The sequence below is a fragment of the Pseudomonas sp. PSKL.D1 genome (assembly GCF_028898945.1).
Classification (GTDB): domain Bacteria; phylum Pseudomonadota; class Gammaproteobacteria; order Pseudomonadales; family Pseudomonadaceae; genus Aquipseudomonas.
The window spans coordinates 3,391,661-3,416,264 of the sequence record NZ_CP118607.1; the positions used below are offsets into that span (position 1 = coordinate 3,391,661).

Sequence of the window (24,604 nt, forward strand, 5' to 3'; positions counted from 1 at the left end):
GGAACGGTCCTACATACCGCGGCGCCGGTCAAGCAGCGCATTGGCGGGCGATACGGTGCATAGTGGAAGCACCTCCCGCAGAGCGAGATTTTGCATGCCCCTTGCCAACGTGCTTCACGCCCTCCCCCCTTGCGACCCGGCCACCGCCGAGCGCGTCGACGACCTGCTGCAACGCCCTGGCCTGCGCATCGAGCGCATCGTGTCCAGCGGCCAGGCCAGCCCGCCCGGTTTCTGGTACGACCAGGACGAAGGTGAATGGATCGTACTGCTCAGTGGCAGCGCCGGCCTGCGCCTGGAACATGAAAGCCACACCCGGATACTGGCGCCGGGCGACTGCCTCGACATACCCGCGCACTGCCGGCACCGGGTGGAATGGACCGCAGAGGGGGTGTCGACCGTGTGGCTGGCGGTGTTCTACAAAACCGAGATGCCCTGGCCTGCCATCGACTGACTACCTGGCCAAACTTGCATTTAGCGCCCCACGGGCATAGTTTGCGGAGCATTCATTTTCAGCGCCCAGGAGCAATTCCATGTACACCGGCATCGTCCAGGCCGTCCGCCCACTGCTTGATGTGGCCATTTACCCGGGCCACCGGCAGTTCACCATCGACCTCACCCCGGAGCTGCTCGACGAACTCAAGATCGGCGCCAGCGTCAGTGTCGAGGGCACGTGCCTGTCGGTCACCGAAATCCACGGCACGCAGGTGCGCTTCGATGCCATGAATGCCACGCTGGAGCGTACCAACCTGCGTTGCCTGCAAGCCGGCCAGGGAGTGAACATCGAGCGCTCGGCAAAGATGAACGCCGAGGTCGGTGGCCACCTGATGGCTGGCCACATTGCCACCACGGCTGAAGTCGTCGAGCTGTCGATCAAGGACACCGGGGCGTTCATTACCTTCCGCGTGCCACCGGAATGGGCCAAGTACGTATTCCCGCGCGGCTTTCTCGGGGTCAACGGTTGCAGCCTGACCGTGGCGGACGTGGACGATGGCGTGGTCACCATCAACCTGATCCCGGAAACCCTGCGCCAGACCACCTTCCCCCGCTACAAGGCTGGCGAGTTGCTAAACATCGAGGTCGACCACCAGACCATGGTGCTGGTGGATGTGGTGGAGCGCACCCTCAAAGGCACGCTGGCACGCCAGCCGTAAGGCATGTTCAATCGATGCGCGGGTGTTGCTGTGCCAGTTGCTGGCGTTTGGCTTCCAGCTCGGCAATCTGCGCGTCGATGTCTTCGATCTTTTGCTCGATGGTGTCGTGGTGCTCCTGCAGCAACTCACGCGCTTCTTGCATGTCTGACGCCGCCGGCGCCGCACCGCGCAGGGGCTTGTTGGCGGTTTCCTTCATGGTCAGGCCGGTGGCCAGGCCGATCAAGGCGATCACCATCAAGTAGTAGGCCGGCATGTACAGGTCGCCCGTGCTTTCCACCAGCCAGGCTGCGAGGGTCGGCGTAAGGCCGGCGATCAACACCGAAATGTTGAACGCACTGGCCAGTGCGCTGTAGCGGATGTGCGTGGGGAACATGGCCGGCAAGGTCGACGCCATTACGCCGATGAAAAAGTTAAGCAACACGGCAATGATCAGCAGCCCGGCAAAAATCACCCCAAGGATGCCGCTGTTGATCAGCATGAACGCCGGAATGGCCAGCACCAGCAGGCCAACGCTACCGACGATGATGAAGGGCCGGCGCCCCCACTTGTCGCTGAGCAGGCCGATCATCGGCTGCACGAACAGCATGCCAACCATGATCGCAATGATGATCAGCACGCCGTGGTCTTCGCTGTAATGCAGGTTGTGCGAAAGGTAACTGGGCATGTAGGTGAGCAGCATGTAGTAGGTGACGTTGGTGGCGATCACCACGCCGATGCAGGTCACCAGGCTGCGCCAGTGCTGGGTGGCGACTTCCTTGAACGACACTTTGGGGCCTGTGGCCAGGCCTTCGCGGTCGCCTTGCTCCAGCTTGTCGACATGCTGCTGGAACGCCGGCGTTTCCTCCAACGCGTGGCGCAGGTAGAGGCCAATGATGCCCAATGGCAAGGCCAGGAAGAACGGCAGGCGCCAGCCCCATTCGAGGAACTTTTCTTCGCCCAGCACGGTGGATATCAGCACCACCACGCCCGCGCCGAGCACAAAGCCGGCAATCGAGCCAAAGTCCAGCCAGCTTCCCAGGAAGCCGCGCTTGCGGTCCGGTGCGTATTCAGCCACGAAGATCGACGCGCCTGTGTATTCCCCACCGACCGAGAAACCCTGGGCCATTTTCGCCAACAGCAGCAGGATCGGCGCCCAGATACCGATGGATGCGTAGGACGGTATCAGGCCGATGGCGAACGTGCTGATCGACATGATCACGATGGTGGCGGCCAGCACCTTCTGGCGCCCGAAGCGGTCGCCCAGGGCGCCGAAGAACAGCCCACCCAGCGGGCGGATCAGGAACGGCACCGAGAAGGTGGCCAGGGCCGCGATCATCTGCACGCTGGGGTCGGCGTTGGGGAAGAACACCTTGCCCAAGGCATAGGCAACAAAGCCGTAAACGCCGAAATCGAACCATTCCATGGCATTGCCAAGCGCGGCGGCCGTAATTGCCTTACGCATCTTGGCATCGTCGACGATGGTGATGTCCTTCAGGCCGATTGGCTTAAGGTCTTTCTTGCGCGATGGCATACCTGATTCCCTGTCGATGTAGGCTCTAAGGGTTCAGATACACCGTGACACTAAATAATTCAGCGCTTACTGAATTTTTGTGCGCATTGAATGAGACGCCGCTTGCGCGGCTTATCGCGGATGAATCCGCTCCTACAGAGTGTGGTGTTGCCTTTGTAGGAGCGGATTCATCCGCGATGCGGCGCGCAAGCGGCGCTCAATCTCAAATACCTTCGCGCGCCAGGTCCATGGCGAAGTAGGTCAGGATCAGGTCAGCACCGGCGCGCTTGATGGCGCCCAGGCTTTCTCGCACCACGCGCCCTTCGTCGATAGCACCGGCAAGCCCGCCAAACTTGATCATCGCGTATTCGCCACTGACCTGGTAAGCCGCCAGCGGCAGGCGCGAGGCAGCGCGGATGTCGGCGATCACGTCCAGGTAAGCGCCTGCGGGCTTGACCATCAGCACGTCAGCGCCTTCCTGCTCATCGAGCAGCGACTCACGCACGGCTTCACGGCGGTTCATCGGGTTCATCTGGTAGCTCTTGCGGTCGCCCTTGAGCGTGGTACCGCCGGCTTCACGGAACGGGCCATAGAGCGACGAGGCGAACTTGGTCGAATAGGCCATGATCGCCGTGTCGTGGAAACCGGCGGCATCCAGCGCACCACGAATGGCCTGGACCTGGCCGTCCATCGCCGCCGACGGCGCGATGAAATCGGCACCTGCTGCTGCAGCCACCACCGCCTGCTTGCCCAGGTTGGCCAGGGTGGCATCGTTGTCCACGCCATGGTCATGCAGCACGCCACAGTGGCCGTGGCTGGTGTATTCGCAGAAGCACGTGTCGGACATCACCACCATTTCCGGCACGGTGTCCTTGCAGATGCGGGCCATGCGCGCCACCAGGCCGTTTTCGTTCCAGGTGTCGCTACCGGTGGCGTCCAGGTTGTGGGACACACCAAAGGTCATCACCGACTTGATGCCGGCACGGGCATAGCGCTCGATTTCCTGGGCCAGCAGCTTCTCGGGGATGCGGTTGACGCCCGGCATGCTGCTGATCGGCACGAAGTCATCGATGCCTTCCTCGACGAAAATCGGCAGGATCAGGTCTTCAAGGCGGAACTCCGTCTCCTGGAAGATCGTGCGCAACGATTCGTTCTGGCGCAGGCGGCGGGGGCGGACGGAGGGGAAACGGTTGGACATGACAGCTCCAGGGAATATGGACGGCGTACACCATATGCCTGTTAGGCGTGTGTGAAAAGGTTCAGTGGCGAGATTGTGTGTTGCGGTGGGGGTAACAGCGGTGTTTGCCCGTGACGGCCTCTTCGCGGCTGAAGCCGCTCCTACAAGAGCGGCTTTAGCCGCGATGAGGCCCGCACAGCCAACACATTACTGCATCCAGGGCGGCGTCGGCTCCTCGGCTTTGGCCGGCCCATGCTCAGCCTCATGACGAGCCTCGCGGCGCCGGGCATCATCGCGCTTGGCCGCATCGATCTCGCGCATCACCCCCATCACATCCGCCTCATGCTCATCCTCCACGAACAACCCGCTCAACGGGCTGTCCGGGCGCAGCTCACCCGCCTCAAACAAGGCCCACATCTCCTGGGCATACCGGGTACCCTTCAACTCCGGGGCAAAGCGCCCGAAGTAATGGGCCATGTTCGCCACATCGCGCTGCAACATGCTGAAGGCGTGGTTGTTGCCCGCCGCATCCACGGCTTGGGGCAGGTCGATGATGACCGGGCCATCGGGGCCCAGCAGCACGTTGAATTCGGACAGGTCACCATGCACCAGCCCTGCACACAGCATCAGCACGATCTGGCGAATGACGAAGGCGTGATGCTCACGGGCTTCATCGGCCTCCAGGTGCACATCGTTCAACCGTGGGGCGGCATCGCCATCGGCGTCGGTGACCAGTTCCATCAGCAACACGCCGTCCTGGAAATCGAACGGTTTAGGCACCCGCACACCGGCGTTGGCCAGGCGGAACAGCGCTGCGACCTCCGCATTCTGCCAGGCGTCCTCGGCCTCTTTGCGGCCATATTTGCTGCCCTTGGCCATGGCCCGGGCCTGGCGGCTATTGCGCACCTTGCGGCCTTCCTGATACTCCGCCGCCTGGCGGAAGCTGCGCTTGTTGGCCTCTTTGTAGACCTTGGCGCAGCGTACCTGGCCGCCACACCGCACCACATAAACGGCAGCTTCCTTGCCGCTCATCAGCGGCCGTAGCACTTCGTCGACCAGGCCGTCTTCGATGAGCGGTTCGATTCGTTTTGGCGTCTTCATCAGGCTGTGTTCAGGGTCCTTACCATGTTGGCGGACATCCTCTCACAGGTGGCCCCGGTCATACACCCCATCAACCAGGCGCAACAGCCCCAACGGGTTGGCATCGCGCAAGGCCTGTGGCAACAGCGCATCCGGGCAGTTCTGGTAACACACCGGCCGCAAGAAGCGGTCGATGGCCAGGCTACCCACCGACGTACCGCGCGCATCGGACGTGGCCGGGTACGGGCCACCGTGCACCATCGCGTCGCTCACTTCGACGCCAGTCGGGTAACCGTTCACCAGCAGCCGCCCCACCTTGCGCTCCAGCATCGGCACCAGGGTGGCGAATTGCTCAAGGTCAGCAGGCTCGGCAATCAGGGTGGCGGTCAACTGGCCATGCAGCCCGGCCAATGCCTGGCGCAGTTGCGCCTCGTCGGCCACCTCCACCACCACCGTGGTCGGGCCAAACACTTCGTCCTGCAGCACGGCGTCGCCGTCGATGAGCAGGCTGGCATCGGCCTTGAACAGTTGCGCATAGGCCAGGTTGCCTGCCTGAGCCGGCCCGGCGAGGTGCTGCACCTGCGGGTGCTCAAGCAAGCGCTGCACGCCCTGCCCATAACTGCGCAATGTGCCCGCATTGAGCATGCTCTGGCCCGGCTGGTCGGCCAGCCGCGCGCCCAGTGCGGTGACGAAGGCGGTAAAAACAGGCCCGGCAATGCCAATGACCAGCCCAGGGTTGGTGCAAAACTGGCCACATCCCAGTACCACAGAGGCTGCCAATTCCGCGGCCACCTGCTCGCCCCTGGCCTGCAACGCACCCGGCAATACCAGCACCGGGTTGATGCTGCTCATTTCCGCAAATACCGGAATAGGCTGCGGGCGCGCGGCGGCCAGGTCGCACAATGCCCGGCCCCCCTTGAGCGAGCCGGTAAAGCCCACGGCCTGGATGGCCGGGTGTTTGACCAATTGCTCCCCTACTCCCGCGCCATAAATCATGTTGAATACCCCGGCCGGCATGCCGGTAGCCCGGGCCGCGCGCTCGATGGCCTCGCCCACGTACTCGGCGGTGGCCATATGGCCACTGTGAGCTTTCATCACCACCGGGCAGCCGGCTGCCAGTGCGGCGGCGGTGTCGCCACCGGCGGTGGAAAACGCCAGCGGGAAATTGCTCGCACCGAACACGGCCACCGGGCCAACGCCGGTGCGGTACTGGCGCAGGTCCGGGCGCGGCAGCGGTTGGCGCTGCGGCTGGGCGCGGTCGATGCGGGCACCCAGAAAATCGCCACGGCGCAGCACCTGGGCAAACAGGCGCAACTGGTTGCTGGTGCGGCTGCGTTCGCCCTGAATGCGGGTGGCGGGCAGTGCAGTTTCGCGGCAGGCGGTGGCGATGAACGGCTCGCCAAGGTTGTCCAGTTGCTCGGCGATGGCGTCCAGAAACTGTGCCCGGCGCTCTGGGGCCAGGCGGTTAAAGGCAGGGAACGCCTGTTCGGCGGCATCGGCGGCGGCATCCACCTCCTCGACGGTGGCTTGGGTGAAGATGACCGGCAAGGCCTCGCCGGTGCGGGCATCGAAACTGTGCAGGCGTACGCTGCCAGCGGCGCTGCGGGCGCCGCCGATGAAATTGCTTCCAGACATAGGGAGTTCCTTGTTCGCGGCTGAAGCCGCTGCGTCAGATTGATGCGGCCTTTGTAGGAGCGGCTTCAGCCGCGATCACCGGCGCAGCCGGTGCCAGGCATCGCGTTGCCTGCATCGCGGATGAATCCGCTCCTACAGAGGCCCGGTGTGGGTCAGAGGCTTTTCACTACGCCCGGGCGGATTTGCCGGGGCGCAGCGGCGATACCATTGCGCAGGGGCTGGCCGAATGCCTCCAGGCTGACCTCGAAGGTGTCACCTGGCCTTGCCTGGATGCCATCGGCAAACGACAAGGTGGCCGTGCCGAAGTAATGCACGTGCACATCCCCAGGGCGCAGGAACTGGCTGTACTTGAAGTGGTGGAATTCCAGGTTCTCGAAGCTGTGGCACATGTTCTGCTCACCCGAGAGGAACGGTTTGCTCCACAATTCCTGCCCGTCCCGCAGGATGCGGCTGCGGCCCTCCAGATGGGCAGGCAATTCGCCGACGCGCAGTTCGGGCCCGAAGCTGCAGGCGCGCAACTTGGAATGGGCCAGGTACAGATAGTTGCGCCGTTCCATTACATGGTCGGAAAACTCGTTGCCCAGCGCATAGCCCAAACGGAACGGCGTGCCATCGGTGCCGATCAGATACAGCCCGACCAGCTCCGGCTCTTCGCCGGCATCCTCGGCAAAGGCCGGCAGTGGCAAATCGGCGCCGGGGCGCACAACGATGCCGCCATCGCCCTTGTAAAACCACTCGGGCTGCGCGCCCTCCTCGCCCGCTGGCGGTCGCCCACCTTCAAGGCCCCACTGGAACATGCGCATGCTGTCGGTAACAGCACCTTCAGCCTGCTGCTGGTGCATCTTGTCGCGGGTAGCCGCGCTGCCCAGGTGGGTCAGCCCGGTGCCGGTGACCAGGCAGTGCGCCGGGTCTTCGTGGTCCAGCGGCGGCAATACCCGGCCTTCGGCCAGCAGCGCCCGGTAATCATGGCGCTCGCCCAGGCCGGCCTGCGTGACCTCGCCGGCCAGGTCTCGGCCAGCAGCTATGGCGTGCAGGGCCAGTTCACGGGTGCTGGTGACGCCGAGGATTTCCAGGGCGCTGTCGCCCTCCACCACGCCCACCCGGCGTTGGCCGGCGGCGGTTTCGAATTGGATCAGTCGCATGCTTGTGCTCGCTTGTGGGTTGCGGGAATCAGTGGGAGGCGTCTGCCACCCGCGTGGCGCCCTGGCGCTGGCGGCGCTCCAGGCGGTTGTAGACGACGCCGGTGAGTACCAGCCCGAACAGCATCACCACGGCCAGGAAGTACAACCCGGAAGACAGCTGGCCGGTGTGCTCCTTGAGTGCGCCGATGCCGAATGGGCCGAGGTAGCCGCCCAGGTTGCCGATCGAGTTGATCAAGGCAATGCCGGCGGCGGCGCTGGCGCCCGAGAAAAACCGGCCCGGCAAGGTCCAGAAGATGGCGGTGCAGGAGAACAGTGCGAACGCCACCAGGCACAACGCCGCCAGTTGCAGCGCCGGCGCGCTGAGCCAGGCGCTGAGGAACAGCCCCAGCGCACCCAAGGCATACAGCAAGCCCAGGTGGCCATAACGATCGTTGAGGCGGTCGGAACTGCGCGGAATGATCAACAGCCCAATGATGCCGAACAGGTATGGCACTGCCGAGATGAACCCCGTCATCAGGTCGCTACCGCCAAACTGGTGAATCAGCGTGGGCAGCCACAGCCCCAGGCCATAAATGCTCAGGGTCACCGGCAGGTAGAACAGCGCCAGCAGCAGCACCCGGCCGTCCTTCAGCGCATGCAGCGGGTTGCCATGGCGGGTCTGGCCGAACTCGCGCAGGTCGTTGGCCAGTTGCTCTTTCAGCCAGGTGCGTTGTTCATCACTCAGCCAGCGCACCTTGTCGGGCCCATCGGGCAGCAGGCGCAGGGTTGGCCAGGCCAACAGCACGGCCGGAGTGCCGATGCAGATGAACAGCCATTGCCAACCGTGCAGGCCAAGGTTGCCGTCCAGCCCCAGCAGCGCCCCGGACAGCGGCCCGGTGACCAGCATTGCCAAGGGCTGCGAAAGAATGAAGAAGCCCAGGATCTTGCCGCGATGGCGCACCGGGTACCACTGGGTGATGTAGTACAGCACGCCGGGGAAGAAGCCGGCCTCTGCCGCCCCCAGCAAAAAACGCATCACATAAAAGCCATTGGGCCCGGTGACAAACGCCATGCCGACCGTGATCGCACCCCAGGTCAGCAGGATGCGGGCAAACCAGCGGCGTGCCCCGAAGCGGTCAAGCATCAGGTTGCTGGGCACTTCGAACAGGAAATAACCGATGAAGAACAGCCCGGCACCCAGGCCGTAGGCGGCGTCGCCCAGGCCAATGTCGGCGCCCATGTGCAGCTTGGCAAAGCCCACCGCCGAGCGGTCGACGTAAGCCACCAGGTACAACAGCACCAGAAAGGGGATGAGTTTAAGCGTGATCAGGCGGACGAGCCGCTGCTCCTGAATCATGGCGAGGTCTCCGATTGTTTTTGTAATGGGGACAGCACATGGCCGGGGTGTTTTGGGCAGACCTCCGGCGCGGTGAAGCCAGAATATAGTATTACTATTTAAATCGACAAGCCTTCACAAATAGGATTTTTGCCGATAGAGTCATTCGCATAACGACAAATAGTAATACTAATAAGGTGTTCACCGATGTCTGATAAAAAACCTGCTCTGCGCTCCGCCCACTGGTTCGGCACGGCTGACAAGAACGGCTTCATGTACCGCAGCTGGATGAAGAACCAAGGCATCCCGGACCACGAATTCCAGGGCAAGCCGATCATCGGCATCTGTAACACCTGGTCCGAGCTCACCCCCTGCAACGCCCACTTCCGCAAAATTGCCGAACACGTGAAAAAAGGCGTGCTGGAGGCCGGCGGGTTCCCGGTGGAGTTCCCGGTGTTCTCCAACGGCGAATCCAACCTGCGCCCCACCGCCATGCTCACCCGCAACCTGGCGAGCATGGACGTGGAAGAAGCCATTCGCGGCAACCCGGTGGACGCGGTGGTGCTGCTCACCGGCTGCGACAAAACCACCCCGGCCCTGCTGATGGGCGCCGCCAGCTGCGACGTGCCGGCCATCGTGGTGACCGGCGGGCCGATGCTCAACGGCAAGCACAAGGGGCGCGACATCGGTGCCGGCACCATCGTGTGGCAAATGCACGAGGCCTTCAAAGCCGGGCAGATCGACCTTAACGAGTTCCTCTCGGCCGAAGCCGGCATGTCGCGCTCGGCGGGCACCTGCAACACCATGGGCACTGCGTCGACCATGGCCTGCATGGCCGAAGCCCTGGGCACCTCGCTGCCCCACAACGCCGCCATCCCGGCGGTGGACGCCCGCCGCTACGTGCTGGCACACCTGTCAGGCATGCGCATTGTCGAGATGGTTCACGAAGACCTGCGCCTGTCGAAAATCCTGACCCGTGAGGCGTTCGAAAATGCCATTCGGGTAAACGCTGCCATTGGCGGCTCGACCAATGCGGTCATCCACCTCAAGGCCATCGCCGGGCGCATCGGCGTCGACCTGCAACTGGAGGACTGGACCCGCATCGGCCGCGGCACGCCAACCGTGGTCGACCTGCAGCCTTCTGGCCGTTTCCTGATGGAAGAGTTCTACTACGCGGGCGGCCTGCCCGCCGTGATCCGCCGCCTGGGCGAACACGGCCTGCTGCCCAACCCGACGGCACTCACCGCCAACGGCAAAAGCCTGTGGGACAACTGCCAGGCCGCGCCGCTGTACGATGACGAGGTGATCCGCCCCATCGACCGCCCGTTGGTGGCTGACGGTGGCATCTGCATCCTGCGCGGCAACCTGGCGCCCAAAGGTGCGGTGCTCAAACCCTCTGCCGCCACCCCGGCCCTGATGAAGCATCGCGGCCGCGCCGTGGTGTTCGAAAACTTCGAGGACTACAAGGCGCGCATCAACGACCCGGAGCTGGACGTGGATGCAAGCTCGATACTGGTGATGAAACACTGCGGGCCGAAGGGTTACCCGGGCATGGCCGAAGTGGGCAACATGGGCCTGCCGGCCAAGCTGCTGGCCCAGGGTGTGACCGACATGGTGCGGATTTCCGACGCACGCATGAGTGGTACTGCGTATGGCACGGTGGTACTGCATGTGGCGCCGGAAGCGGCGGCCGGCGGGCCGTTGGCCGCGGTGCGCGAAGGCGACTGGATTGAGCTGGACTGCTACGAAGGCCGCCTGCACCTGGACATCGGTGATGAGGAGCTGGCCGGGCGGCTGGCGGACCTTCAGGCACCGGCGCAGCTGATCAGCGGCGGGTATGCGCGGCTGTACATCGACCATGTGATGCAGGCGGATGAAGGGTGTGATTTTGACTTCCTGGTCGGGTGCCGGGGGGCTGCGGTGCCCAAGCATTCGCATTGATGGCGGCTGCGCATCGCGGATAAATCCGCTCCTACAGGCAACCATGGACTGTAGGAGCGGATTTATCCGCGATGCGCCGTGCCAACGGCGCTCAATCTGCGCACCAACACAAAACCAACGCAATGCTATGATGCCCCCCCGCCCGAAGGATCGCCGCTGCCCCACATGAACTACCGCCAGCCCACCACGCGCAAGAGCATGCATGCCACCCTGGTCCAGGACCTTGGCCTGCAGATCGTTTCAGGCCAGCTCCAACCCGGGCAAAAATTGCCCGCCGAGACCAGCCTGTGCGAAGCCTATGCCATCAGCCGGCCGGTATTTCGTGAAGCCATGCGCGCCCTCACCGCCAAGGGCTTGATCGAAGCCCGCCCCCGGGTGGGCACGCTGGTGCGCCCGCGCCACGATTGGCACATGCTCGACCCCGATGTGCTGCACTGGCTGATGCAGGCCACGCCGCAGCAGGAATTTTTCAATACCTTGTCCAGCGTGCGCTGGGTGATCGAACCCGCCGCGGCGGCGCTGGCAGCCACCAATGCCACGCCCGCCGACGTCGAATCGATCAGCGACGCCTACCGGCGCATGGAGGCTGCACGCACCCATGAAGAACGCCTGCAGCCCGACCTGGACTTCCACGCCCGCATCGCCGACGCCACCCACAACGACCTGCTGGCCTACCTGTGCAACATGCTGTCGCTGGCCCTGCGCGAATCGGTGAGCTATTCCAACCAGCGGCCCAACTTCGACGAACTGGCGCTGCCACGGCACAAGGCGATCCTCACCGCCATCCAGAACGGCGATGCCCTGGGCGCGCGGCACGCCTCGCTGGTGCAACTGGAAGATGCACGGGTGGCGTTGAGCAAGGTGCTGGGGCAAGACCCGATCGGCTGAGTCAGGCGCCGTCGTCGTCCAGCACCGTCCAGCTGCTGTCGGGGTCGAAGCGTTTCATGCCCTTGGCCACCTGCTCGCCTTTTGGTCCCAGGTCTTTCTCGAACACCTGGCCATCGTGGCTGATCATGAAGCTCATCACCCCGCTGTCGTTGTACTGCGCGGGCCAGGCGACCATGGCAAAGCCGCGGCTCATGTGGTTGCCGATCAAATAGCTGTAGGCACCTCCCGGTGCTGACGGGCCCTGTGCATCAAGAATGCGGAAGTGATAGCCGTACCAGTCATCGCCCACCTTGTCCTGGCCGAACAGCGGGCCCAAGGGGCTGATGTCACCGCCCGCTTCGTCTGCCCAGTACAGCCCGTCATGGGTGCCCGGGGTGCTGAAAATACGCTGCGCGTACTCAAGGGCACCGTTGCCGTTGCGGTCCTGCGCGGCGTACTCCATTTGCGCGTCGTGGTAGGCACGCAGCGACTGCAACGCCGCCAACTCGTCACGGCCAATGCGCCGTGCTCGGATTTCGGCGGCGCCGGCCTTTAGGTCGAAATGCCAACCGTTGCTGCCGCGCACCACGGGGATGGGCAACGTCCACTGGGCAGCGCCCACGGCCAGGTGGGCTTTGCGATCGCCGTCTCTTTCCAGGGTGTGCTGTTCACGGTAATGCTGCAGGAAGGCGTCCACGTCGCTGCGTTGCACACCCGCACGCGGTATGTACGTGCGCCAGTCATCACCCAGCAGCTGCGCCAACCGGGTTTCGTCGGCGTGATCGGTGCCCAAGGCCTCAATGAAGGCATTGACGGCTTTGTCGGGTGTAGGGAAAGCCTGAGGCTGCGCCATGGCCAGGCACGGCAGGGCCAACAGGCAAACGTTGAGCATTGGCATGCGTTTCATCGACGGCCCCCTCCACCACGGCGCATGGGTGCACTGGGCCGGGATATTTGATGCCCCACGGCGCGTGAGGTGTTGGGCCGTTGCGCCAGCGCCTGGCTGGTACGGCCGCGATTGGCCTGGGTGATGCTGCGCTGAGGCGAGCGCACGCCTTCGAAGGCATTGTTGCGCGCCCTGCCTTGTGCACTGGCTGCACGGTTCTGCAGGGCCTGGCGCTGTTGGCCGGCCTGCGGGTTGCGGGGTTCCTGGCGCCGTTCGGCCAGCCGGGGGTTGTTGGCCTGGTCCTCGCGCACCCGTTCCCGTGCCTCACGGTTGCTGGTGGCTGGCCGTTCGATGCCGGCACGGTCAAGCGATGCCCGCGCCTTGTCCCGGGCTTGCGCGCGCTGGGCATCGTCGCCCCGGAATGCCACGCGCTGGTTGGCGCCCTGCAATTGCCGGCCAAACTGCTCGCGGCTGCGGCTGTCGCGGTACGGCACGCCGTCGCGGTGCACGGCATTGTGCTGCCAGCGGTTCTGGTTGTTGGTAATACGGTTGTTGACGTTGATGTTGTTGTAGCGGTTCACGTCGATGTCGATGTCATTACGCCCCCAGTCACAGTCGCCCCACAGCGAGTTGACAATGGCCACGCCGGTACCGAATGCCAAACCTGCCATCAGCGCGGAGCCCGCGTAGTACAAGGGAGAAGGCGGGTAATAAACCGGCGGCGAGGATGGGTAGGCCCAGGTGCCGTAGGCGGTGGTCGGGTTGTAGGTGGGCACGTACACCACTTGCGGGTCGACAGGCTGAATGATGATGGTGCTGCTTGATGAACTGCTGGCGGGTGTGCTTTGGCTGGCGGCAGGTGCCGCCTGCACGGTGACGTTCTGGTACTGGTTGCTCTGCAGGTTGCCCGCCGCTTTTGCCTGTTGCCGCAAACGCTGCACGGCGCCCATTACATCGTCGGGCTGGGCCAGGAAGGCATCGCCCAGCCGCTGTACCCACACCGGGTCTTGCCCCAGCACCACCAGCACCTGGGGAAACGCCACCAGCGCCTGCACGCTTGGGTCCCAACTCTGGCCCGCCACCTGCTTGACCGCATCATCACCCTGGGCCTTGGGGTTGGCCTTGGACCAGGCCACCGCTTCGGCCACCTCACCGGGGTAGGTGCTGGCCATCAGTATTTGAGCCAACAGCGAGTCCGGGTACAAGGCAATGGGCGCCAGCATCTGGTCCAGTTGCTCCCGGGTGAACACTGCCTGCCCGGCCTCGGTGCTTGCCGGGGGAGGGTCTTGGGCCAGTACGGGCACTGCCGTCGTGCCCAGGCACACCATTACCGACACGACGCATAACCATGGCATTCGCATCACAGTTCCCCCAAGGCTCCGGGCGGGTGGGAACTTAAGGGTAGCAAAGGCTGGCGGCATCAATAGTCACTATCGAAGATGACAATTTCTACCAGAACGGCGCCTTCAATAACCTAGCTCCATCGCCACACACCACCTTTGGAGCAACCCGATGAACACCGCCGCCCGCCTGCTGCTCGCTACCCTGACCGCTGCCGGCATCGCCGTGCTCACCGGTTGCGCCAGTGCCAACCACCCCGAACTGCGCCCCTACACCGCTGAAGAAACCCGCCAGCTGCAGCTTGAAGCCATTCAACGCCAAGGGCTGTCTCTGGACGAGTACGAGTTGCGCAAACGCGTCATCCTGCGGGCCGATACACCGCAGGCAGTGACTGAAACCCGCGACATTGAGCCGGGCATCAAAGGCTGAAAGGTTTCCCCTGCCCTTTGACGAGGGTATGCTCTGCCCCTTCAGAGCAAGCCATCCAGGACGATGCCCATGACCAGGCCCCTGCTGCTGTTGAGCGCGGCCCTTCTGTTCAGCCCGGCGCTGCTGGCCCAGCAGATCCAGCGCCAGTTGGGCGACTTCGACTTCAAGCTTGGCACCACACCCTCGCGCAGCATGGCCCAGGGCCTGATTTCGCCCAGTGCGGTCGGCGCCTTTCATGGTGGCCTGGACCTCAGCCACCCCAGCGGCTGGTACGTCGGCCAATACGCCCCGAGCATGGGCGTAACGCCCGAGTCCACCCTGCGCCTGGACAGCTACCTGGGTTACAAACACCACTTCGACAACAGCCTGGGTTACGAAGTGGGCTTGATTCACTACAGCCAGCCGAACCTGGCCGGGGCCGACAGTTATGCCCTGTACGGTGGCCTTTCAGTGTTCGGCAGCCGCTTTGGCGGCGCCTTGCGAGACAACCCCGACAACCGCACCGGCACCCTGTTCGCCGACTTTGGCCATTTGCCGCTGTTCGATGTCGACCTCACCGTGAAGCTGGCCCATCACCGCCTGGGAACGCCCTTCACCATTGGCGACGGTAGCCAGATAAGCGCGTTTTCCGACTGGTCACTGGAGTTGTCCCGCCCGTGGCTGGGCATCGACCTGAACCTGATCTACAGCAATTCCGACCTCAGCGGCGGCGGCTGCGATGCCTATGCCGGCATCAATGCCTATTGCGAAAGCATGGTAACCCTCAAGGCGCAGCGCAGTTTCTTCTAGACCTTCGCATTCCTTGTAGGAGCGGCTTTAGCCGCGAACACCGGCGAAGCCGGTGCCAGGCACCGCGTCGCCTGCTTCGCGGCTAAAGCCGCTCCTACAGGATACGCGTCGCGCTTGCGGCCTCAGTTCCCAGTGCGACAGCTCAGCCCGAATGGGCTGGGTAATCTCCTATAGGTCACCGCCTGCCAACAACCGGGTCATCACTGCGGCCAATGCCTTGACCATCACGTCGGCAGTAGGCCGGTGGACAATGACAATCTCGTAGCTGTCCACCTCCGGCAACCCCTGCGCAGCCCCCAGCACCCGATGCTCGCCAGTCGCGGCCCGCGGCGGCAGCAAGCTGATGCCCATACCATCGGCCACCGCCGCCTGGATGCCGCTGAGGCTGGAACTGGTAAAACTGATACGCCAACGCCGGCCCATGGCTTCGATAGCGGTAATCATGTCATCGCGGTACAGCCCGCGCGGCGGGAAGGTCACCAGCGGGATCGGGTCCAGGTCGAAAGCCGGCAGGCGCGCGCTGTCGATCCATTGCAGCCGCTCAGGCCAGCACGCCACCCCTTCGCGGCTGTTGCGCCGCTGCTTGAGCAACACCAAGTCAAGCTCGCCGTTGTCGTAGCCCTGGCTGAGGTCGCGGCAAAAACCGCTGGTGACTTCCAGCTTCACCTGCGGATGCTCGCGGCTGAACGCCGACAGCGCATTGGTGGTGCGCCCACCCACGAAGTCCTCTGGCACGCCCAACCGCACGGTTACGCCGACCATGGCACCAGCCAGGGCTTCGAGCATCTGGTCGTTCAGCGCCAGCATGTGCCGGGCATAGCCGAGCAGTGTTTGCCCGGCATCGGTGGGCAACACATCGCGGTTACCCCGCACCAGCAGGCGATGGCCCACCATGTCTTCGAGGCGGCGCACTTTCTGGCTGATGGTCGACTGGGTGGAATGCAGGCGCGTGGCGGCCGTGGTGAAGCTGCCGCAATCGGCCACCACGACGATGGCGCGAAGCAGGTCGAGGTCGAACAGGGCCCTATTCGATTTCACGCTGATGGACATCTGGGTATTCAACTTATGAATGGCAGAACTGCGTTCTATCACGCGCCATCCTGCCCTGCAACGCTAGTCACCCAGCGCAACCCCTTCACGCCTCGGATCAGCACCGCCACTCCAACCATCGCCCTTACGCTGGATAATCTGCATGCCGCTGGTCATGGTCATCGGCGTCACCTCGTGCCCCCAAGCGGCCAGTTGCCGGATCAGCGCCGGGCTGGCCAGCTCCGCCTCTACTTCAGTGCCCAGGTTGCGGCTGCCAAAATTGGGCAGGTTGGCCGCTTGCTGCGGGTCCAATTGCCAATCCAGCAGGCCGATGAGGGCTTTGTTCACGTAACCAATGATCTGCGAACCGCCAGGCGAGCCAAGGCTGGCCACCAGCTCACCGGTGCTGCGCGAAAACACCAGCGTCGGCGCCATGGCCGACAGCGGCCGCTTGCCCGGCTGTACGCGGTTGGCCACTGGCTTGCCGCCTTCTTGCGGGATGAACGAAAAGTCGGTGAGGTGGTTGTTCAGCAGAAAGCCGTTGACCATCAGGTGCGAGCCAAATGCCGACTCCACCGAGGTGGTCATGGCCAGTGCCTGGCCATTGTCGTCCACAGCCGACAAGTGCGAGGTAGCGATGCGCAGGGGGGAACGATCCGGCGCCAGGGCCAGGTCCGCGCCTGCCGGCGTGCCAGGCAAAGCGCGGTTCATGCTGTATTTGCCCAGGTGTGTGGCGCGTTCGGCCAGATACGCCGGTGCGGTCAGCGCTTTGACCGGCACAGGCACGTAGTCGCTGTCGGCCAGGTACTGGGCGCGGTCGGCGAACGCCAGCCGTTCGGCTTCGGCGATCAGGTGCACGGCCAGAGGCGCAGGCTCAAGCCCTGCCGGGGAATCGCTCACCCGGGGACGCAGCGCTGCCAGGTTGCGTTGCGAGGCCTGCAGGATGCCCAAGGTCTGCAACACCGCCACCCCGCCCGACGACGGCGGCGGCATGCCGCAGATTTGCCAGGCTTTGTAGGGGCCGCAGACCGGAGCGCGCTCCTTGGCCTGATACGCGCGCAAATCCTGTAGCGACAACTGCCCGGCGTTGGCATGCCCACGCACCTGGGCCACCATCGCCTCGGCTACCTCGCCGGTGTAGAACGCATCGGCGCCCTGCTCGGCAATGCGCTGGAAGGTTTGCGCCAGTTCAGGATTGCGCAGGCGCGTGCCTACCGCCAGCGGTTTGCCTTGGCCATCCAGAAAGTAACGGGCCATGGTGGGCGACCGGGCAATGAACGGGTCGCCCGCGATCAGGGCATGCAGGCGTTCAGACACCGGGAAGCCTTCCCGCGCCAGGGCAATGGCCGGCGCGAACAGCGCATGCCACGGCAACTTGCCATGTTGTGCGTGGGCCAGCTGCAACGCACGCAAAACCCCCGGCACGCCCACCGAACGCCCACCGATCTGCGCCGCGCGGAACGGCATCGGCGTGCCGTCAGGTTGCAGGAACAGGTTTTCAGTCACCGTTGCCGGGGCGGTTTCCCGGCCATCGAACGCCTGCACTCGCTGGCCATCCCAGTACAGGATGAAACCACCGCCACCAATGCCACTGGACTGCGGCTCCACCAGCGTCAGCACCATCTGCATGGCGATGGCGGCATCGATGGCACTGCCACCGGCCCGCAGCATCGCCCGCCCCGCTTCACTGGCCAGCGGGTTGGCAGCCGCCACCATATGCCGGCTGGCCGTGGCCGGTTGCAGGCCGCTGCGGTAGCCAGAGGCGCGTTCGGGTGGTGTGGGCAGCGCCTGGTCGGCCACGGCCCAGCCACAACTGACGGCCAGGCTCAGGGCGGTGAGCAGGGGTGCGAACGGGTGTGCCTTCATCAGTTACATGCCTGTAATCGTTATCGTCATCCGGATTGACCGACGATCTTACAGGCCCCGCACTACAACCCCAACCGCAACGCCTCCCCCACGCCGGCCCCGCGCACATCATCTGCCGCGCTGACCAGGGCAAAGTTGTAGGCCCCATGGGACCAGTAGCGCGCCTCCAATTGCCCATCCACTCGCTGCCCCTGGGGCATGCGCTGGTAATGGTCACCGGGCGAGCGCAGGAACAGGCTGATGCGCTGGCCTTTGTGGTCTTCGAACACCAGCAAGGCTGCCGGGCCGGTTTCGTTGCTCAACAGCCGTGCGCCCACCGGTTCGAAGCCGTAACCGGTCAGGTCTGGCAACTGCCCCACCCGACTGAAGTGCTTACCCAGCCAATCGCGCAGTCGCGTCGGGTCGCTGGCCTGTATGTCCAGCGTGTCACTGCCGGCAAACAGGCGATGGGCCTGCACGGCATCGGCCATGGGCAATTCGTTGCCGGCCAACGTGACTTGACGCGCCTGCCAGCCGCCAACGCCGCCGATGCCCAGCGCCAGCAGCAAAACGGCAGCAGAGGCCAGGCGACGCTGTCGGCGCTGGCGCAAACCGGCCTGGAGCTGGCGCAGGTCAAGCTGCGGGGCGCCGGCAGGTTCACCCAACCCTGCCAGTGCCGCGCGCAACCTTCGGGCATCACTGCGCCAGGCTTCAACCTTCATGGCCTCCTCGGGGTTGGCGCTAAGCCACGCCTGCACCTCGGCCCGGCGCGCCGGCTCGAGCCGGTCGTCAACGTAGGCATGCAACTCGTGTTCGGTGGGGATCAGGCGTGTCATTTCAGTCTCCGCACGGCCGGGGGCTGGGGCTGGCCCTCGGTCAGTTCACGCAGGGCGCCGCGCGCGCGTGACAGGCGCGACATCACCGTACCGATGGGAATCCCCAGGGCCTGGGCGGCCTCCTTGTAACTGAGGCCTTCGACGCTGACCAGCAGCAACAAGGCCCGCTGTTCGGTCGACAGCCGGGCAAATGCCTGAAGGTCGGCCTGCGCCAGCACGATATCCTCGACGGCGTCGCCCACCGCTTCACTTTCCCGCTCACCACGGCCAAACCAGGACAACCAACGCGCATGCAGGCGATCGCGCCGTTTGCCATCCAGAAACAGGCGATAGAGGATGGTGAACAGCCATGCCCGCAACGCTTCGGCATCGCGCTGCTGGCTGCGGCGGCTCAAGGCGCGCTCGACGGTGGCCTGCACCAGGTCGTCGGCACTGCCCGCTTCACGGGTGAGCCAGATGGCGAAGCGGCGCAAACGCTGCAGCAGTTCACGCCACTGATGTTCGTCCAGGTCGTGCATGGCGGTTTACCGGCCCTTGGGGTTGTCAGTGTAGGGGCAGACGCACGGCAACAAAACTTATTCCCGCCCAGGGAATAAGTTTTGCCCTGCCCCGTCGTACTGGCACTTTCACTGAACCGGACGACTACCATGACCTCACCCCTGCAAGGCCCGGCCAAGGCCCTGCGCCTGGCTGGCATCGGTGCCGTGATGCTGGGCCTGGGCGCAGGCTTTGCCTATGCCGCTGGCTGGCTCGGCGGGCCGCAACTGACGCCGCAACGCATCATCGACACCTTCGAGGCCCAGGCCGGCCACTACCCCGGCTACCGGAAAAACCACGCCAAGGGTTTGTGCGTGAGTGGCTACTTCCAGCCCAGCGGCCAGGCCGGCGCACTGTCCACGGCACGCGCCTTCAGCCAGCAACGCGTGCCCGTGATCGGCCGTTTCGCCATCGGCGGAGCCAACCCGTTCGCCCCGGACACGGGCATCCCCGTGCGCAGCCTGGCGATCCAGCTGAGCACCGACGATGGCCAAGTGTGGCGCACCGGCATGAACAACCCACCCGTACTGGCGGTGAGCACGCCACAGGGGTTTTACGACCAGGTGCTGGCCGGGGCGCCCGCCCCTGCCACCGGCAAGCCGGACCCGGCCAAGCTGCAGGCCTTCTTCGCCGCCCACCCGGAAAGCGCGGCCTTTCGCCAGTGGGCGGCGGGCTACAAGCCCAGCGACAGCTTTGCCAGCACCGCCTATCACAGTATCAACGCCTTCCGCCTGATCGACGCCCAAGGCCAGGCCCACCCGGCACGCTGGCAACTGGAACCGCAAACCCCATTCGCCCCGCTGCCTGGCCAGGTCGACGACAAACAGTTCTTGCAACATGACCTGCAGCAACGCCTGGCCCAGGCCCCTTTGCGCTGGTCCTTGCGCCTGGTGCTGGCCGAAGCCGGCGATGCCGTGGACGACCCCGCCCGCCCATGGCCGGCCGAGCGCCGCAAGGTCGACGCCGGCACCCTGGTCATCGAGCAGGTGGACGCGCCGGAGCAAGGCGCCTGCCGCGACCTGAACTTCGACCCGTTGATCCTGCCCAGCGGCATCGAACCCTCTGCCGACCCGATCCTCGCCGCCCGTTCGGCCGCCTATTCGGAGTCATTCAACCGCCGCAGCCGTGAAACCCTCGGCACAGGAGCCAAACCATGACGCCCCATGCTTTCCACCCACTGGCCCGCCTGCTGCACTGGCTGATGGCCGTGTTGATCCTGGCCATGCTGTTCATCGGCGTGAGCATGGTCGGCGACTTGTCACCGCGCCATCCTTTGCTGATCGAGCTGCACAAGGCCACGGGCCTGGCATTGCTGGCCCTGGTGCTGCTGCGCATCGTGCTGCGCCTGACGCTGCCGCACCCACCGCTGCCGCGCGATCTGCCTTACCTCCAGCGCCTGGCAGCCGGGGCCTCACATGTGCTGCTATATGGCCTGATGCTGGCCATGCCTCTGCTGGGCTGGGCCATGCTGTCGGCGGGGGGCTACCCGCGCCCGCTGCAGTTGCCCGCTATCGCCCCGCACGACCTGCAATTGTATGCCGTACTGCGCCAGGCCCATGGCTGGGCAGGCTACCTGCTGTTCGCCACCGTGGTGGTGCACCTGGGTGCAGCGCTGATGCACGCGCTGGTGCGCCGCGATGGCGTGCTGCGCAGCATGTGGCCCGGCCCTCTGCGTCGCAACCCATGATGGCACCGCGCCCTGGCAGGCTCGACAAGCGATAACGGCGCTCATTAAGCTGCGTGACTTTCCTGCCGAACTGCCCTGGACTGCCCGATGAACCTCGCAAAGGACCCTGCAACCCCGTCCAGCACTCTGGACTTGCGCCCGTTATTGCTGGCCAACACGGCCTGCACCATGTCGATGATGGCCTTCGTCGCACTGATCGGGCCAATCGCCCGCCTGCTGGGCATGGCCACCTGGCAAGCCGGTGCGGCGGTCACCGTGGCGGGCGTGGTGTGGGTGCTGCTGGCGCGCCCCTGGGGCCGCGCCGCCGACCGCCTGGGCCGGCGCCGCATCCTGCTGCTGGGCAGCGCCGGCTTCACCCTGGCGTACTGGCTGCTGTGCCTGTTCGTCGAAGGTGCGCTGCGCTGGCTGCCCGGCGCGACCGTGGCGTTCGTCGGCCTGATGCTGGCGCGCGGTTGCATCGGCGCCTTTTACGCGGCCATCCCGGTGGGCGGCAATGCGCTGATCGCCGACCACGTCGAACCGCAACGCCGGGCCCGGGCCATGGCCTCGCTGGGGGCGGCAAACGCCGTGGGGCTGGTGCTGGGGCCCGCGTTGGCGGCGCTGCTGGCGCGGCACAGTTTGAGTTTGCCCTTCCATGTGATGTCGCTGCTGCCTGCCGCCGCTTTTGTGGTGTTGCTGTTCAGGCTCAAGCCACAGCCGTTGGCCCATCGCCATGCTCCCAGCCCGGTGCGCTTGAGCGACCCGCGCCTGCGCCGGCCGCTGCTGGTGGCGTTCAGCGCCATGCTCAGCGTGACCGTGTCGCAGATCGTGGTGGGCTTTTTTGCCCTTGACCGCTTGCAACTGCCCCCCGCCGAAGCGGCCCAGGCCGCCGGCATTGCGCTGACCACGGTGGGCGTGGCGCTGATCCTGTCGCAAGTGCTGCTGCGCCAGCTGGAATGGCCGCCGTTGAAGATGATCCGCGTGGGTGCCAGCGTTTCGGGCGTCGGCTTTGCCTGTGGCGCCCTGGCCAGCAGCGCACCGCAGTTGTGGGGTTGCTACTTCATCGCGGCCACCGGCATGGGCTTCGTGTTCCCGGCGTTTTCGGCGCTGGCAGCCAACGCAATGCAGGCATCCGAACAAGGTGCCACCGCAGGCTCCGTAGGGGCTGCGCAAGGCATGGGCGCCGTGATCGGGCCGCTGGCAGGGACGCTGATCTACGCCGTCGACCCGCGCTTGCCCTTCGTGGCGGTGGCAGTGCTGTTGCTGCTGGTCGGGCTGTGGCCGACACCGCGTGAACATCAGCCCTGACAAGCACTGCGCGCAACCGATCAGAGTGTGTTTTAATGCGCTGCCCATTATTTTTGACACCTCTGATTACAAGGCGGCTATGGACACGGGGACACGACTCAAACTGGTGCGTGAGCGCAACAACCTCTCCCAGCGGGAACTGGCTCGCCGCAGCGGGCTGACCAACTCGACGATCTCGCAGATCGAGCAAAACCGTGTGAGCCCTTCGGTCAGTTCCCTGAAAAAGCTGCTCGAAGGCATCCCGATGTCGCTGGCGGAGTTTTTCAGTTTCGACGAGCCGGTGCGCGAGGAGCGCTTCGTGTTCCGCGCCAGCGAGCAACCGGACCTCGGCCGCAACGGCCTGCGCATGTTGCTGGTGGGTGCCAGTGTCGAGGCCCGGCAGATGCGCATGTTGCGCGAGCTGTATGCACCGGGCGCCGACTCGGGCGAGCCGATCGTACATGCCGAGGGCGAAGAATGCGGCCTGGTCACCCGGGGCACCGTGGAGTTGTGGGTCGATGGCCAGGTGAGCATCCTCAATTCGGGCGATGGTTACTACATCCCCACCACCCTGCCGCACAGCTTCAAGAACATCGGCCAGGACGAAGCGGAAATCATCAGCGCCAATACCCCGGCCAATTTCTGATCAAAGTCTTGCACTGCCTGGGCTGGCCCTTTCGCGGCTAAAGCCGCTCCTACACGCACTGCATCCCCTTGTAGGAGCGGCTTCAGCCGCGAACACCGGCAAAGCCGGTGCCATACCGTTACTGGCCTAGCGCCGCCTCCACAAAATCCAACCGATCCTGCCCAAAATACATCTGCCCCTCTACAAAACAGGTCGGTGCCCCAAACACACCCCGCGCCACCGCCGCTTCCGTCGCCTGTTTCAACGCTGCCTTCACCTCAACATCCGCCGCCAAGGCATGAAACGCCGCCGGGTCGAACCCCGCCTGGCCAAGCGTGTCGTCCAGCACCGCCACATCACCCAAATTGCGCCCCTGCGCCCACAGGCCGTTGAACAGTGCCTCGAGCAGCGGCGCCAGCCGTTCAGGTGAGCGCATTTGCACCCCGAACACCCCACGCATCAACGTCAAGGTATTGATCGGAAACCCTGGCGGCAGGGTAAACGGCACGCCGTACCGCGCGGCATATCGCCCAAGGTCGATGAACATGTAACGCCCCTTGGCCGGCACCATGGCCGGTGAGGCATTGCCCGTGGCCTGGAACACCCCGCCCAACAGAATCGGCCGGTACTCCAGGGTGGCGCCATGGCGGGCGCACAGGGCGGGGAGCTGGGTCCAGGCCAGGTAGCTGGCCGGGCTGCCCAGATCAAAATAGAACGCTACGGTTTTGCTCATGGCAACTCACTCCTTGGGGGTTACCAGCGCTCCATCCACGGGCGCAGGTCGAGTTCGAAGGTCCAGGCATCGCGGGGCTGTGCGTGCAAGAACCAGTAGCTGTCGGCGATATGGGCCGGGGCCAGAATGCCGTCCTGTTCTTTGAGGGCGTAGCGCTCCGGGAAACTGTCGCGGATAAAGGCCGTGTCGATGGCGCCGTCTACCACCACATGGGCAACATGAATATTCCGCGGCCCCAACTCACGGGCCATGCTCTGGGCCAGCGCGCGCAGCGCATGCTTGGCGCCCGCGAAGGCGGCAAAACCGGCGGAGCCACGGGTTCCAGCGGTAGCTCCGGTGAACAGGATGGTGCCGCGCTCGCGCACGACCATACGCCGCGCGACGGCCTGGGCCGTGAGAAACCCTGCGAAGCACGCCATTTCCCAGATCTTGAAGTACTTGCGCGGCGTCTCATCGAGGATGCTGCAAGGCACATTGGCGCCGATATTGAACACAAAGGCTTCGATCGGGCCGATATCGCGCTCGATGGTTTCGACCAGCTCAGTCACCTCTTCTTCCTTGCGCGCATCCGAGCCAAAGCCATGGGCCTGGCCACCGGCGGCGCGAATTTCATCCACCAGCGGTTGCAGCTTTTCGGCCTGGCGGCGTGTTACGCATGCAACGTAACCCTCGCGGGCAAAGCGCTTGGCAATCTCGCCCCCGGTGGCGTCACCCGCGCCAATCACCAGCACCACTTTTTGTTGTTCTGCCATGCGTGCCTCCTTTGATGAATGATCGTTTAGTAAACGAACGCTATGTTAAGAT

24 protein-coding genes are annotated in these 24,604 nt (G+C 64.7%); 10 read left to right on the forward strand and 14 right to left on the reverse strand.

Features of this window, described 5'->3' with window-relative positions; translation table 11 throughout:
- Nucleotides 1-94: 94 nt before the first annotated feature.
- Together PVV54_RS15070 and PVV54_RS15075 are read left to right on the forward strand one after the other, a co-directional pair.
- Nucleotides 95-451 carry a cupin domain-containing protein gene (locus tag PVV54_RS15070; protein WP_274906018.1) on the forward strand — a complete coding sequence of 119 codons (357 nt, stop codon included), beginning with the start codon at nucleotides 95-97 and terminating at the stop codon, nucleotides 449-451.
- A gap of 79 nt (nucleotides 452-530) precedes the next feature.
- A complete protein-coding gene (locus PVV54_RS15075) occupies nucleotides 531-1,151 on the forward strand; it encodes a riboflavin synthase subunit alpha (protein ID WP_274906019.1) in 621 nt (206 codons plus the stop codon).
- 7 nt (nucleotides 1,152-1,158) lie between these two features.
- On the opposite strand, the gene proP is transcribed toward PVV54_RS15075, so the two are convergent.
- The 6 genes from proP to PVV54_RS15105 all read right to left on the reverse strand — a co-directional run bounded on the left by proP (nucleotide 1,159) and on the right by PVV54_RS15105 (nucleotide 9,010).
- Nucleotides 1,159-2,661 carry a glycine betaine/L-proline transporter ProP gene (gene proP / locus PVV54_RS15080; protein WP_274906020.1) on the reverse strand — a complete coding sequence of 501 codons (1,503 nt, stop codon included), beginning with the start codon at nucleotides 2,659-2,661 and terminating at the stop codon, nucleotides 1,159-1,161.
- A 202-nt stretch (nucleotides 2,662-2,863) separates the two neighbouring features.
- Nucleotides 2,864-3,838, reverse strand: coding sequence for a porphobilinogen synthase (hemB, locus tag PVV54_RS15085; RefSeq protein WP_274906021.1), 975 nt, complete (start codon nucleotides 3,836-3,838; stop codon nucleotides 2,864-2,866).
- 186 nt (nucleotides 3,839-4,024) lie between these two features.
- Entirely contained in the window at nucleotides 4,025-4,918 is an 894-nt protein-coding gene (locus PVV54_RS15090; RefSeq protein ID WP_274906022.1) for a PA4780 family RIO1-like protein kinase, read from the reverse strand.
- A 42-nt stretch (nucleotides 4,919-4,960) separates the two neighbouring features.
- Nucleotides 4,961-6,532 (reverse strand): aldehyde dehydrogenase (NADP(+)), encoded by a 1,572-nt coding sequence (locus tag PVV54_RS15095; protein WP_274906023.1) that lies wholly within the window; start codon nucleotides 6,530-6,532, stop codon nucleotides 4,961-4,963.
- Nucleotides 6,533-6,684: 152 nt separating this feature from the next.
- Nucleotides 6,685-7,674, reverse strand: coding sequence for an AraD1 family protein (gene araD1, locus PVV54_RS15100; RefSeq protein ID WP_274906024.1), 990 nt, complete (start codon nucleotides 7,672-7,674; stop codon nucleotides 6,685-6,687).
- Nucleotides 7,675-7,702: 28 nt separating this feature from the next.
- On the reverse strand, nucleotides 7,703-9,010 hold the full coding sequence (locus PVV54_RS15105) for an MFS transporter (protein ID WP_274906025.1): 1,308 nt from the start codon (nucleotides 9,008-9,010) through the stop codon (nucleotides 7,703-7,705).
- A gap of 186 nt (nucleotides 9,011-9,196) precedes the next feature.
- Between PVV54_RS15105 and PVV54_RS15110 the strand changes: the two genes are divergently transcribed.
- Both PVV54_RS15110 and PVV54_RS15115 read left to right on the forward strand, forming a co-directional pair.
- Nucleotides 9,197-10,930, forward strand: coding sequence for an IlvD/Edd family dehydratase (locus PVV54_RS15110; protein WP_274906026.1), 1,734 nt, complete (start codon nucleotides 9,197-9,199; stop codon nucleotides 10,928-10,930).
- A gap of 165 nt (nucleotides 10,931-11,095) precedes the next feature.
- Nucleotides 11,096-11,818: a FadR/GntR family transcriptional regulator gene (locus PVV54_RS15115; RefSeq protein ID WP_274906027.1), complete on the forward strand. Its 723-nt coding sequence runs from the start codon at nucleotides 11,096-11,098 to the stop codon at nucleotides 11,816-11,818.
- Nucleotide 11,819: 1 nt separating this feature from the next.
- On the opposite strand, the gene PVV54_RS15120 is transcribed toward PVV54_RS15115, so the two are convergent.
- A complete protein-coding gene (locus PVV54_RS15120) occupies nucleotides 11,820-12,704 on the reverse strand; it encodes a DUF2950 domain-containing protein (protein WP_274906028.1) in 885 nt (294 codons plus the stop codon).
- Nucleotides 12,701-14,044, reverse strand: coding sequence for a DUF3300 domain-containing protein (locus PVV54_RS15125; RefSeq protein WP_274906029.1), 1,344 nt, complete (start codon nucleotides 14,042-14,044; stop codon nucleotides 12,701-12,703). The genes PVV54_RS15120 and PVV54_RS15125 overlap by 4 nt, the downstream gene beginning before the upstream one ends.
- A 151-nt stretch (nucleotides 14,045-14,195) precedes the next feature.
- Here PVV54_RS15125 and PVV54_RS15130 point away from each other — a divergent pair, with 151 nt between their 5' ends.
- The gene (locus PVV54_RS15130; RefSeq protein ID WP_274906030.1) at nucleotides 14,196-14,453 is read left to right on the forward strand and encodes a hypothetical protein; all 258 of its coding nucleotides are present in this window, start codon (nucleotides 14,196-14,198) and stop codon (nucleotides 14,451-14,453) included.
- A 69-nt stretch (nucleotides 14,454-14,522) separates the two neighbouring features.
- The gene (locus PVV54_RS15135; protein WP_274906031.1) at nucleotides 14,523-15,242 is read left to right on the forward strand and encodes a TorF family putative porin; all 720 of its coding nucleotides are present in this window, start codon (nucleotides 14,523-14,525) and stop codon (nucleotides 15,240-15,242) included.
- A 168-nt stretch (nucleotides 15,243-15,410) separates the two neighbouring features.
- Here the strand turns inward: PVV54_RS15135 and PVV54_RS15140 are convergent, their stop codons facing one another.
- From PVV54_RS15140 to PVV54_RS15155, 4 genes are all read right to left on the reverse strand, one after another.
- Nucleotides 15,411-16,292, reverse strand: coding sequence for a LysR substrate-binding domain-containing protein (locus PVV54_RS15140; protein ID WP_274906032.1), 882 nt, complete (start codon nucleotides 16,290-16,292; stop codon nucleotides 15,411-15,413).
- A 63-nt stretch (nucleotides 16,293-16,355) separates the two neighbouring features.
- The gene (gene ggt / locus PVV54_RS15145; RefSeq protein WP_274906033.1) at nucleotides 16,356-18,137 is read right to left on the reverse strand and encodes a gamma-glutamyltransferase; all 1,782 of its coding nucleotides are present in this window, start codon (nucleotides 18,135-18,137) and stop codon (nucleotides 16,356-16,358) included.
- Between the two features lie 62 nt (nucleotides 18,138-18,199).
- Nucleotides 18,200-18,952: an anti-sigma factor family protein gene (locus PVV54_RS15150; protein ID WP_274906034.1), complete on the reverse strand. Its 753-nt coding sequence runs from the start codon at nucleotides 18,950-18,952 to the stop codon at nucleotides 18,200-18,202.
- Nucleotides 18,949-19,470: a sigma-70 family RNA polymerase sigma factor gene (locus PVV54_RS15155; RefSeq protein WP_274906035.1), complete on the reverse strand. Its 522-nt coding sequence runs from the start codon at nucleotides 19,468-19,470 to the stop codon at nucleotides 18,949-18,951. Before PVV54_RS15155 ends, PVV54_RS15150 begins: the two co-directional genes overlap by 4 nt.
- Nucleotides 19,471-19,599: 129 nt before the next feature.
- Between PVV54_RS15155 and PVV54_RS15160 the strand changes: the two genes are divergently transcribed.
- From PVV54_RS15160 to PVV54_RS15175, 4 genes are all read left to right on the forward strand, one after another.
- Nucleotides 19,600-20,646 carry a catalase family peroxidase gene (locus tag PVV54_RS15160; protein ID WP_274906036.1) on the forward strand — a complete coding sequence of 349 codons (1,047 nt, stop codon included), beginning with the start codon at nucleotides 19,600-19,602 and terminating at the stop codon, nucleotides 20,644-20,646.
- A complete protein-coding gene (locus tag PVV54_RS15165; RefSeq protein WP_274906037.1) occupies nucleotides 20,643-21,176 on the forward strand; it encodes a cytochrome b in 534 nt (177 codons plus the stop codon). Before PVV54_RS15160 ends, PVV54_RS15165 begins: the two co-directional genes overlap by 4 nt.
- A gap of 87 nt (nucleotides 21,177-21,263) precedes the next feature.
- Nucleotides 21,264-22,463 carry an MFS transporter gene (locus PVV54_RS15170; protein WP_274906038.1) on the forward strand — a complete coding sequence of 400 codons (1,200 nt, stop codon included), beginning with the start codon at nucleotides 21,264-21,266 and terminating at the stop codon, nucleotides 22,461-22,463.
- A 79-nt stretch (nucleotides 22,464-22,542) separates the two neighbouring features.
- Nucleotides 22,543-23,088 (forward strand): cupin domain-containing protein, encoded by a 546-nt coding sequence (locus PVV54_RS15175; protein ID WP_060507436.1) that lies wholly within the window; start codon nucleotides 22,543-22,545, stop codon nucleotides 23,086-23,088.
- A gap of 118 nt (nucleotides 23,089-23,206) precedes the next feature.
- Here the strand turns inward: PVV54_RS15175 and PVV54_RS15180 are convergent, their stop codons facing one another.
- Together PVV54_RS15180 and PVV54_RS15185 are read right to left on the reverse strand one after the other, a co-directional pair.
- Nucleotides 23,207-23,800, reverse strand: a complete 594-nt coding sequence (locus PVV54_RS15180; protein ID WP_274906039.1) for a 2-hydroxychromene-2-carboxylate isomerase — start codon at nucleotides 23,798-23,800, stop codon at nucleotides 23,207-23,209.
- Nucleotides 23,801-23,820: 20 nt separating this feature from the next.
- Nucleotides 23,821-24,552 (reverse strand): SDR family oxidoreductase, encoded by a 732-nt coding sequence (locus PVV54_RS15185; protein ID WP_274906040.1) that lies wholly within the window; start codon nucleotides 24,550-24,552, stop codon nucleotides 23,821-23,823.
- Nucleotides 24,553-24,604 lie beyond the last annotated feature (52 nt).

Excerpts from the sequence above, each read along its gene's own strand:
- hemB (WP_274906021.1), bottom strand. The coding sequence starts at position 3,838 with ATGTCCAACCGTTTCCCCTCCGTCCGCCCCCGCCGCCTGCGCCAGAAC.
- PVV54_RS15105 (WP_274906025.1), bottom strand. The coding sequence starts at position 9,010 with ATGATTCAGGAGCAGCGGCTCGTCCGCCTGATCACGCTTAAACTCATC.
- PVV54_RS15150 (WP_274906034.1), bottom strand. The coding sequence starts at position 18,952 with ATGACACGCCTGATCCCCACCGAACACGAGTTGCATGCCTACGTTGAC.
- PVV54_RS15160 (WP_274906036.1), top strand. The coding sequence starts at position 19,600 with ATGACCTCACCCCTGCAAGGCCCGGCCAAGGCCCTGCGCCTGGCTGGC.
- PVV54_RS15120 (WP_274906028.1), bottom strand. The coding sequence starts at position 12,704 with ATGAAACGCATGCCAATGCTCAACGTTTGCCTGTTGGCCCTGCCGTGC.
- PVV54_RS15175 (WP_060507436.1), top strand. The coding sequence starts at position 22,543 with ATGGACACGGGGACACGACTCAAACTGGTGCGTGAGCGCAACAACCTC.
- PVV54_RS15090 (WP_274906022.1), bottom strand. The coding sequence starts at position 4,918 with ATGAAGACGCCAAAACGAATCGAACCGCTCATCGAAGACGGCCTGGTC.
- PVV54_RS15110 (WP_274906026.1), top strand. The coding sequence starts at position 9,197 with ATGTCTGATAAAAAACCTGCTCTGCGCTCCGCCCACTGGTTCGGCACG.
- PVV54_RS15115 (WP_274906027.1), top strand. The coding sequence starts at position 11,096 with ATGAACTACCGCCAGCCCACCACGCGCAAGAGCATGCATGCCACCCTG.
- PVV54_RS15135 (WP_274906031.1), top strand. The coding sequence starts at position 14,523 with ATGACCAGGCCCCTGCTGCTGTTGAGCGCGGCCCTTCTGTTCAGCCCG.
- PVV54_RS15125 (WP_274906029.1), bottom strand. The coding sequence starts at position 14,044 with ATGCGAATGCCATGGTTATGCGTCGTGTCGGTAATGGTGTGCCTGGGC.
- PVV54_RS15140 (WP_274906032.1), bottom strand. The coding sequence starts at position 16,292 with ATGTCCATCAGCGTGAAATCGAATAGGGCCCTGTTCGACCTCGACCTG.
- PVV54_RS15075 (WP_274906019.1), top strand. The coding sequence starts at position 531 with ATGTACACCGGCATCGTCCAGGCCGTCCGCCCACTGCTTGATGTGGCC.
- ggt (WP_274906033.1), bottom strand. The coding sequence starts at position 18,137 with ATGAAGGCACACCCGTTCGCACCCCTGCTCACCGCCCTGAGCCTGGCC.
- proP (WP_274906020.1), bottom strand. The coding sequence starts at position 2,661 with ATGCCATCGCGCAAGAAAGACCTTAAGCCAATCGGCCTGAAGGACATC.
- PVV54_RS15130 (WP_274906030.1), top strand. The coding sequence starts at position 14,196 with ATGAACACCGCCGCCCGCCTGCTGCTCGCTACCCTGACCGCTGCCGGC.
- PVV54_RS15180 (WP_274906039.1), bottom strand. The coding sequence starts at position 23,800 with ATGAGCAAAACCGTAGCGTTCTATTTTGATCTGGGCAGCCCGGCCAGC.
- PVV54_RS15155 (WP_274906035.1), bottom strand. The coding sequence starts at position 19,470 with ATGCACGACCTGGACGAACATCAGTGGCGTGAACTGCTGCAGCGTTTG.
- PVV54_RS15170 (WP_274906038.1), top strand. The coding sequence starts at position 21,264 with ATGAACCTCGCAAAGGACCCTGCAACCCCGTCCAGCACTCTGGACTTG.
- PVV54_RS15070 (WP_274906018.1), top strand. The coding sequence starts at position 95 with ATGCCCCTTGCCAACGTGCTTCACGCCCTCCCCCCTTGCGACCCGGCC.
- araD1 (WP_274906024.1), bottom strand. The coding sequence starts at position 7,674 with ATGCGACTGATCCAATTCGAAACCGCCGCCGGCCAACGCCGGGTGGGC.
- PVV54_RS15165 (WP_274906037.1), top strand. The coding sequence starts at position 20,643 with ATGACGCCCCATGCTTTCCACCCACTGGCCCGCCTGCTGCACTGGCTG.
- PVV54_RS15095 (WP_274906023.1), bottom strand. The coding sequence starts at position 6,532 with ATGTCTGGAAGCAATTTCATCGGCGGCGCCCGCAGCGCCGCTGGCAGC.
- PVV54_RS15185 (WP_274906040.1), bottom strand. The coding sequence starts at position 24,552 with ATGGCAGAACAACAAAAAGTGGTGCTGGTGATTGGCGCGGGTGACGCC.